At 47.5% G+C, this 7,449-nt stretch carries 5 protein-coding genes; all 5 read left to right on the forward strand.

All coding sequences use genetic code 11. The features are described from left to right. Nucleotide 1 precedes the first annotated feature (1 nt). Nucleotides 2–1,675, forward strand: coding sequence for a cytochrome c biogenesis protein ResB (gene resB, locus CHI14_RS19610; protein ID WP_095290534.1), 1,674 nt, complete (start codon nt 2–4; stop codon nt 1,673–1,675). Next, entirely contained in the window at nt 1,672–2,934 is a 1,263-nt protein-coding gene (ccsA, locus tag CHI14_RS19615) for a cytochrome c biogenesis protein CcsA (RefSeq protein WP_095290535.1), read from the forward strand. The genes resB and ccsA overlap by 4 nt, the downstream gene beginning before the upstream one ends. A gap of 142 nt (nt 2,935–3,076) precedes the next feature. After that, complete coding sequence (locus CHI14_RS19620; RefSeq protein WP_017687664.1) at nt 3,077–3,793, forward strand: response regulator transcription factor; 717 nt, start codon at nt 3,077–3,079, stop codon at nt 3,791–3,793. A gap of 55 nt (nt 3,794–3,848) precedes the next feature. Beyond that, nucleotides 3,849–5,246, forward strand: a complete 1,398-nt coding sequence (locus tag CHI14_RS19625; RefSeq protein WP_170948192.1) for an ATP-binding protein — start codon at nt 3,849–3,851, stop codon at nt 5,244–5,246. Nucleotides 5,247–5,445: 199 nt separating this feature from the next. After that, a partial coding sequence (locus tag CHI14_RS30690) for a collagen-like repeat preface domain-containing protein (protein WP_095290537.1) occupies nt 5,446–7,449 on the forward strand: 2,004 nt, incomplete at its 3' end.

Genomic DNA, 7,449 nt, shown 5'->3' on the forward strand with positions numbered 1-7,449 from the left:
CGTGTTCCAGAATACCAAATGTGAATGTGGACATCAGAACCCCGTCGGTACCGTACTCTGTGAAGCATGCGGTAAGCCGCTGCTCGAAGCTGAGGCTAAATCGAAAGAAGTTCTGGAAATGCGCTATGATGGCAGGGCCCGTCGTTCGCAGCGCAGCAACCCGAATATCATTGATCGTGTGTGGAACTTTTTTTCATCCGTGAAGATTGCGGTCTATCTGATTGTATTTACCCTTGTAGGGTCCATGTTGGGAACCATCTACCCTCAAGAGAGTACGTTTCTCAACATTGATCCATCTGTGTATTACAAAGAAACCTATGGACAGTTGGGCCATATCTATTACCTGTTGGGTCTGTCCCATACATACGAATCCTGGTGGTTCATCCTATTGCTTGTTATGATCGGAGCTTCACTCGTCATATGCAGTTTAGACCGGGTGCTTCCGCTCTATAAGGCACTCAACAAGCAAAAAATCCGTAAACACATGCAGTTTCTAACGAGGCAGCGTTTGGTATACCAAGGTCCCATTGAAGAGGGGGCAGAAGAATGGATTACGAAAGCGGTTACGCCGCTTAAAAAGAAAGGATATCGAGTGCATACAGAGGGAGGTGCGCTGCTGGCCGAGAAGCAACGATTCGCCCGGTGGGGACCCTATGTTATCCACATCGGTCTAATTATTTTTCTTCTGGCTGTGTTGGCCCGTGGTCTTCCCGGACTGAATCTGGACGAGCATGTTGCCTTTCCGGAAGGCGAGATTAAGAAAATCCCTAATACCTCTATGTACTTGAAAAACGAACAGTTCAATGTTGAATTTTATAGTGAAGATGAAGTTCCCGAGCAGTTTCGAAATTTGAACAAAATTGTTCCAAAACTGTTCGAAACCAAAGTCGTGTTGTATGAATGCACCGCCGATTGCTCGGATCTGTCCAAGAAGCCTCAATTAAATGAGGTTGCCAGGCATGATGTAAGGGTGAATCATCCATTAAACTATCATGGGTTGAAAGCGTATCAGTTCGATTACGACCTTACACCTACCATTCGCTCTGTAACTCCTGATTTGGTCGATGCGAAAACGGGGGAGAAGTACGGTTCAATCCAGATTGACATGGTCGATACAGAGCGCTCCTTCGAGGTAGGTCCATACTCACTTACCGTAAAAGACAAGTTTATGGATTTCGGACTTGATGAAAACGGTCAGCCCAAATCCTTGTCGCCTTCACCTAATGCACCAGCCTTTTTATTTGTAATTAAAGGCCCGGAGCTGCCTGAAGAAGGGATTCAATATCTTTATTTCGCAAAACAGGTGGATAAACAGCGTTTTAGGCAGGATTCAATAAACCAGCAGCTGATAGGGGGAGAAATTCCTCTACAGCTTGAAGTTGACAGCATGGATAAGGTTGATATCATCCAATCCGTAAGTTATCTGAATATACGTGTAGATAAGGCAATGCCATTTGTCTGGGTTGGAGCCGGAATTGTGATGTTGGGATTGGTCATGGGCTTCTACTGGCATCACCGTCGTATCTGGATCCGAATTGATGATGGTCAGCTCACGCTGGGAGGACACACCAACAAAAACTGGTTTGGCTTCAGGCGTGAAGTATCAGCCGTGTTAAAACAGATGAATCTGGAAGTGGATGAGAAGTCGTTGGATAACGGGGGGAACCAAGGATGAGTTTATTGGATTTCAGCAGCGACGCATTTATTGTATCTTTTTTTCTCTATTGTGCTGCATTTTTGTTATACGCTATTGCCGTTATGGGCAAGAAGTGGAGTAATCGAGATCCTCAGGCTCATGTAGCCAGATGGGGGGAAAGAGCATTTATCGCTTCGATCGTTGCACTCGCGGGGCATTTCGTTTTCTTTTTCACGCGCTGGGCTGGAGCAGGCCATATCCCTGTCAGTAACATGTATGAATTCATGACCTTTTTATCCATGATGATCATGGTCGCGTTTATTGTGGTTTATGCCATCTATCGAAAATCATTACTTGGACTGTTTGCATTACCACTTACAATTATTATTATGGCATACGCCGCCGTATTCCCACAGGAAGTACAGCCTTTAATCCCTGCATTGCAATCGATTTGGCTTAAAATCCATGTAACGCTTGCTGCCCTGGGTGAAGCCTTCTTCGCGGTTGGGTTCGCAGCAGGCTTCATGTATTTGCTCCGTACCGTTGATTTCAGTGGGAAAGACAAATCGTCCAGACGTCAGCGGGGCTGGGTGGAGTTTACCTTCGTTACCATTGTCGTTGTTATCGGGTTTATTGGAACCGTATTTGCCTTTCGTGCCGCGGGGTACGAGACGGTTTTTGTCCAGAAAACGGCCAGCATTGACACAGAGGTACAGGAAGATAGTACAATAGAGAAAGTGATTTATCGCATGCCTCCAATTTTTGCACCTTATCAGAGTGAAGTGGAGAGTATGACACCGTTTCTTGGGATGAAGGAACCTCTACTTGAGACGCCATCCTGGATGAACGGAGTTAACGCCGGACGCAAATTAAATACGGTAGTCTGGTCATTGATTGTAGGTTTGATTCTCTACGGAATTATACGATTAATCGTAAGAAGACCGCTTGGACAAGCTCTGCAACCTATGCTGGACGGCATCGATGCTGATGATTTGGATGAAATCAGTTATCGTGCGATCGCCATCGGTTTTCCGATATTTACATTAGGGGCATTAATTTTTGCCATGATTTGGGCTCAGATTGCCTGGAGCCGTTTCTGGGGCTGGGATCCCAAAGAAGTGTGGGCATTGATTACATGGCTTTATTATAGTGTGTACCTGCATTTGCGTTTATCCAAAGGGTGGCAGGGCCGAAAATCTGCCTGGCTTGCCGTGCTCGGATTCCTGGTTGTTATGTTTACTTTGGTAGGTGTGAACTTGATCATTGCAGGATTGCACTCCTATGCAGGAGCCGACTAGGATAGGCAGTTTCGCCGAAGTTTTGGAGAACAATCCATGAAACCATGCATTGCCCCTGCATTAAAAGTGGGCATTCAAATATTGTTCGCCAGATCGAACATAATAGAAGTGATTGGAGTTATTGCAAAGGGGCTGGAGTGGAATGGCAGAACATGAGAACCGGATACTGGTTGTGGACGATGAGGAACGAATCCGCAGACTATTGAAAATGTATCTTGAAAAAGAAGGATATGAAATTGATGAAGCGGAAGACGGCGAGACAGCATTGCGAAAAGCAACAGCTGGAGATTATGGCCTGATTTTGCTCGATGTTATGCTGCCTGGGATGGATGGTGTAGAAGTGTGCACTCGTCTTCGTCAGGTAAAATCGACTCCGGTATTAATGCTTACTGCAAAAGGTGAAGAAATTAACCGTGTTCAAGGATTTGAAGTAGGCGCAGATGACTATGTGGTGAAGCCTTTCAGCCCACGTGAAGTGATTTATCGGGTGAAAGCAATCCTGCGTCGTTCCTCGGCAACTGCATATCTGTCCAAAGAAAGTAACTCAAGCAACAATATCGTATTCCCTCATCTGGTTATTGAGCATGACGCTCATCGGGTAACTGCTGGTGGGGAGGAGATAAGTCTTACACCAAAAGAATATGAGTTATTACATTACCTGGCGACCTCTCCGGACAAAGTGTTCTCCAGAGAGGAATTGCTCAAGGATGTTTGGAATTACGAATTTTTCGGTGATCTCCGCACCGTGGATACACACGTCAAGCGTCTTCGTGAAAAGCTGAACAAGGTGTCGCCAGAATCGGCGGCTATGATTACGACAGTTTGGGGTGTGGGTTATAAACTGGAAGTACCGAAATAGTTTCAATTTCTGGAGATCACTGGTCGGGAAGTTATGGATTACGATTATATGTCTCGTGGGCTGTGTGCTCATCGCGCTGGGTCTTTTTTTGCTACCGTATATCGATACGAACTTTGCGGAATCGGAGTCCAGAGACATCAAGCGCCTGTTCACGTATGTCTGTATCATCGGGTTCAGTTTGACGACATTCTTCGCCCTCTTTCTGTTCACGAAGATCACTCAGCCGATGCAGCAGCTAATTCAGGCAGCCAATGCAATTCGCAAAGGAAATTATGGAACTAGGCTCTCTCTAGTGACTAGCGACGAGATTGGTGAACTGGCTAATACATTTAATCACATGGCTGCTCAACTGGAGGACAACATTCGGAACCTGAACCATGAGAAGGAGCATTTGGCAAGTGTGCTTCGAAGCATGACGGATGCCGTTGTTACTTTTGATGGTGAAGGTAAGGTTATTCTGACGAATCCTCCAGGGGAGAAGATTATGCAGGCTTGGTGTGACCTGGATTGGGCACAGGACGAAGAGGGACAGGAAGTGAATAAGGGAGATGTGTTATCCCGTGATGTTCCTGAACCGCTGATTCCTTTGTTCAAACTGGTTATGGAGCATGGCGGGGATCAGAGCTCGAATGTGCATGTTCAGCAGGGAGTGTGGTCTGTTCAGATGACACCTCTATATGCAGATAGTGTTGTTCGAGGTGCGGTTGCCGTTCTGCGTGATGTGACCGAAGAGGTTCGTTTGGAGAAAATGCGTCGTGATTTTGTCGCTAACGTGTCTCATGAAATACGAACGCCGTTATCCATGATGCAAGGTTACAGTGAAGCTCTCCTGGATGGCATGGCGGCTTCTCCCGAGGAAAGTGAAGAATTGATTCAGGTCATTCATGATGAGTCACTGCGTATGGGCAGACTTGTCAAGGATCTGCTGGATCTGGCCCGGATGGAAGCGGGGCATACGGATATGGCGATGAAGGAAGTCGATTTGGTGGAGCTTCTGGAACGGGTGTATCGGAAATTCTCCGTACGCTCCAAAGAACAGGATATCCGGCTTCATTTTGAATGTAATCAGTCTAGCATTTTGCTTCAGCAGGCTGATGAGGATCGTCTTGAACAGGTATTTACCAATCTGCTTGATAATGCATTTCGTCATACACCTCCCGACAAAAATGTCATTATTGCGGCCACATTGGCTGGAGATCATCGAACGTCCATGGCTAAAGTATCGATTAAGGATGAGGGTGCGGGTATTCCTACTTCCGATCTGCCATTTATCTTTGAAAGATTCTACAAAGCGGATAAGGCACGGGTTCGTGGAGAAAGTGTGGGTACTGGACTGGGTCTGGCGATCGTGAAAAATATCGTTGATGCACATCATGGTATCATTCATGTGAACAGTACGCTTGGCGAAGGTACAGAGTTTATATTACAATTTCCGGTGAATTCCCCGAAATAGCCGGATTTCATACGAAAATTGCGGAAACACCCTCCTGAGGAGGGTGTTTTTTTGTTGAAGTGTACCGTTTAATCTTGTTCAACGTGGAACATATAAAAGTTGTTAAATTAACGAAACAATTATATTGTCCAAGATAATTTTCCCTCCAACATGACATAAGCTTGAAAAACAAGGTAGTCAAAGGAGGATTGGATAACGCATGTCCGATAGGCGTAAACGGGTGAATATTAAAGCTTTTTTGGAAGGTAGATCGTTCAGGGCGGGATCGCCCTTCATTCCTATAACAACAGGTGAGCAGGAGCAGTTTGAAACGTTACTTCAATCTTTGGCAATCACCATCCCCGCTGCAGTTAGTCAGCCTACAGCTGCTAACATCCTTGCGGTGCAGTCAGGATTACGGAATGTACTTACTTTTGTTAACGAGTCAGGTTTTCGTGCTGGCGTAAAAGCCGAGCTTCAAGCTGTATTGGAATTAACCATTGCAGCTTCGGAGGTCGTACCTGTTGCGTTAGTCAACTTGTCTGGCAACTTGCAGAATCTGCTTGATGATCTGTTGAGTGTGACTTTGTTGCTTGAGGTGCCCCCGCCAGAGAAGGATAAACTCGTAGGATTAATTCGGAATACGTCGATAGCACTTAGCCGTGCAACGATAGGAATTGGTTCGTCCGGGATAACCGGACCTGCTGGTCCACCGGGGGTGCCCGGAGTACCCGGAGTGCCCGGTGTAGCTGGAGTACAGGGGCCGCCAGGTCCTCCTGGAGAGGCGGGCTTAGCGGGTCCAGCAGGCCCAGCAGGTCCAGTTGGTCCGATTGGTCCAGCTGGGCCACAAGGTGCTCAGGGGCCAGCTGGAGCAACTGGCGTAGGGTTAAATAATGTAACGCCATATGATCCAGCACAAGGTCCAAGTTATGCCCAAGGCCAAGTAGTCAGTTATGATGGGAATTTATATGTAGCTAATGTAAATAGTCCAGCAGGTATCCCGGGAAGTTCGCCAGATTTTACATTATTGTTATCGGGTGGAACAACTGGTGCTACGGGAGCAACAGGTGCAGGTTTAACAGGCATTGTTCCTTTTGATCCTGCGCTTGCTCCGTCGTATGCTTCAGGGCAAATTGTAACCTTTTCGGGTGGAACATATATTACGAATGTGGCATCTCCAACGGGGACACCAGGAACTTCAGCGGATTACACATTACTTGCGAGTGCAGGAGGAACTGGCACGACTGGAGCAACAGGCGTAGGCCTGGAAGGATCGGTGCCATTTGATCCTGCTGCAGCTCCGACATATCCAGCTGGTCAGGTGGTTACGTTCAACGCTAGTACTTATATTACCAATGTGGCATCTCCGATAGGAACGCCAAATACATCTCCAGATTATACATTACTTGCGGGGTCGGGGCCTACTGGTTTAACAGGTCCTACGGGAGCAACAGGAGCAGGTTTAACTGGGATTTTGCCATTTGATCCAGCCGTTGCGCCGACATATCCTGCTGGTCAGGTGGTCACGTTCAACGGCAGCACGTATATCGCCACTGTTGCATCCCCAACGGGAATACCCGGAACGTCTCCGGACTACACGTTATTGGCAGGAGCAGGGGCCACAGGAGTTACTGGTGCAACAGGCGTAAGTATTACAGGAAGCACAGGAAGTCCCGGAGCTACAGGACCAACAGGATCGACAGGAGTAGGGCTAAGTGGGATTTTGCCATTTGATCCAGCCGTTGCTCCTACGTACCCAGCCGGTCAGGTGATCACGTATAACGGCAGTACTTATATTGCTACTGTTGCATCCCCAACGGGAACACCGGGAACTTCTCCGGACTACACGTTGTTGGCAGGAGCAGGGGCCACTGGAATAACCGGAGCAACGGGTGTGAGTATAACGGGCAGTACTGGGGCAACAGGTATAACCGGGGCTACAGGAGTAGGTTTGGGTGGAATTTTACCATTTGATCCAGCTGTGGCTCCAACGTACCCAGCGGGTCAGGTGGTTACGTTCAATGGAAGTACCTATATTGCCAACGTTGCTGCACCAACGGGAACACCGGGAAGCTCTCTGGACTACACATTACTGGCGGAAGCAGGGGCTACCGGCGCTACTGGATTGACTGGGGTCACTGGTATTACCGGAGACACAGGTATAACTGGGGCAACAGGAATTACAGGTATCACGGGTGCGACAGGTGTTGGTTTGAGCGGAATC

The organism is Paenibacillus sp. 7516 (assembly GCF_002272715.1).
Classification (GTDB): domain Bacteria; phylum Bacillota; class Bacilli; order Paenibacillales; family Paenibacillaceae; genus Paenibacillus; species Paenibacillus illinoisensis_A.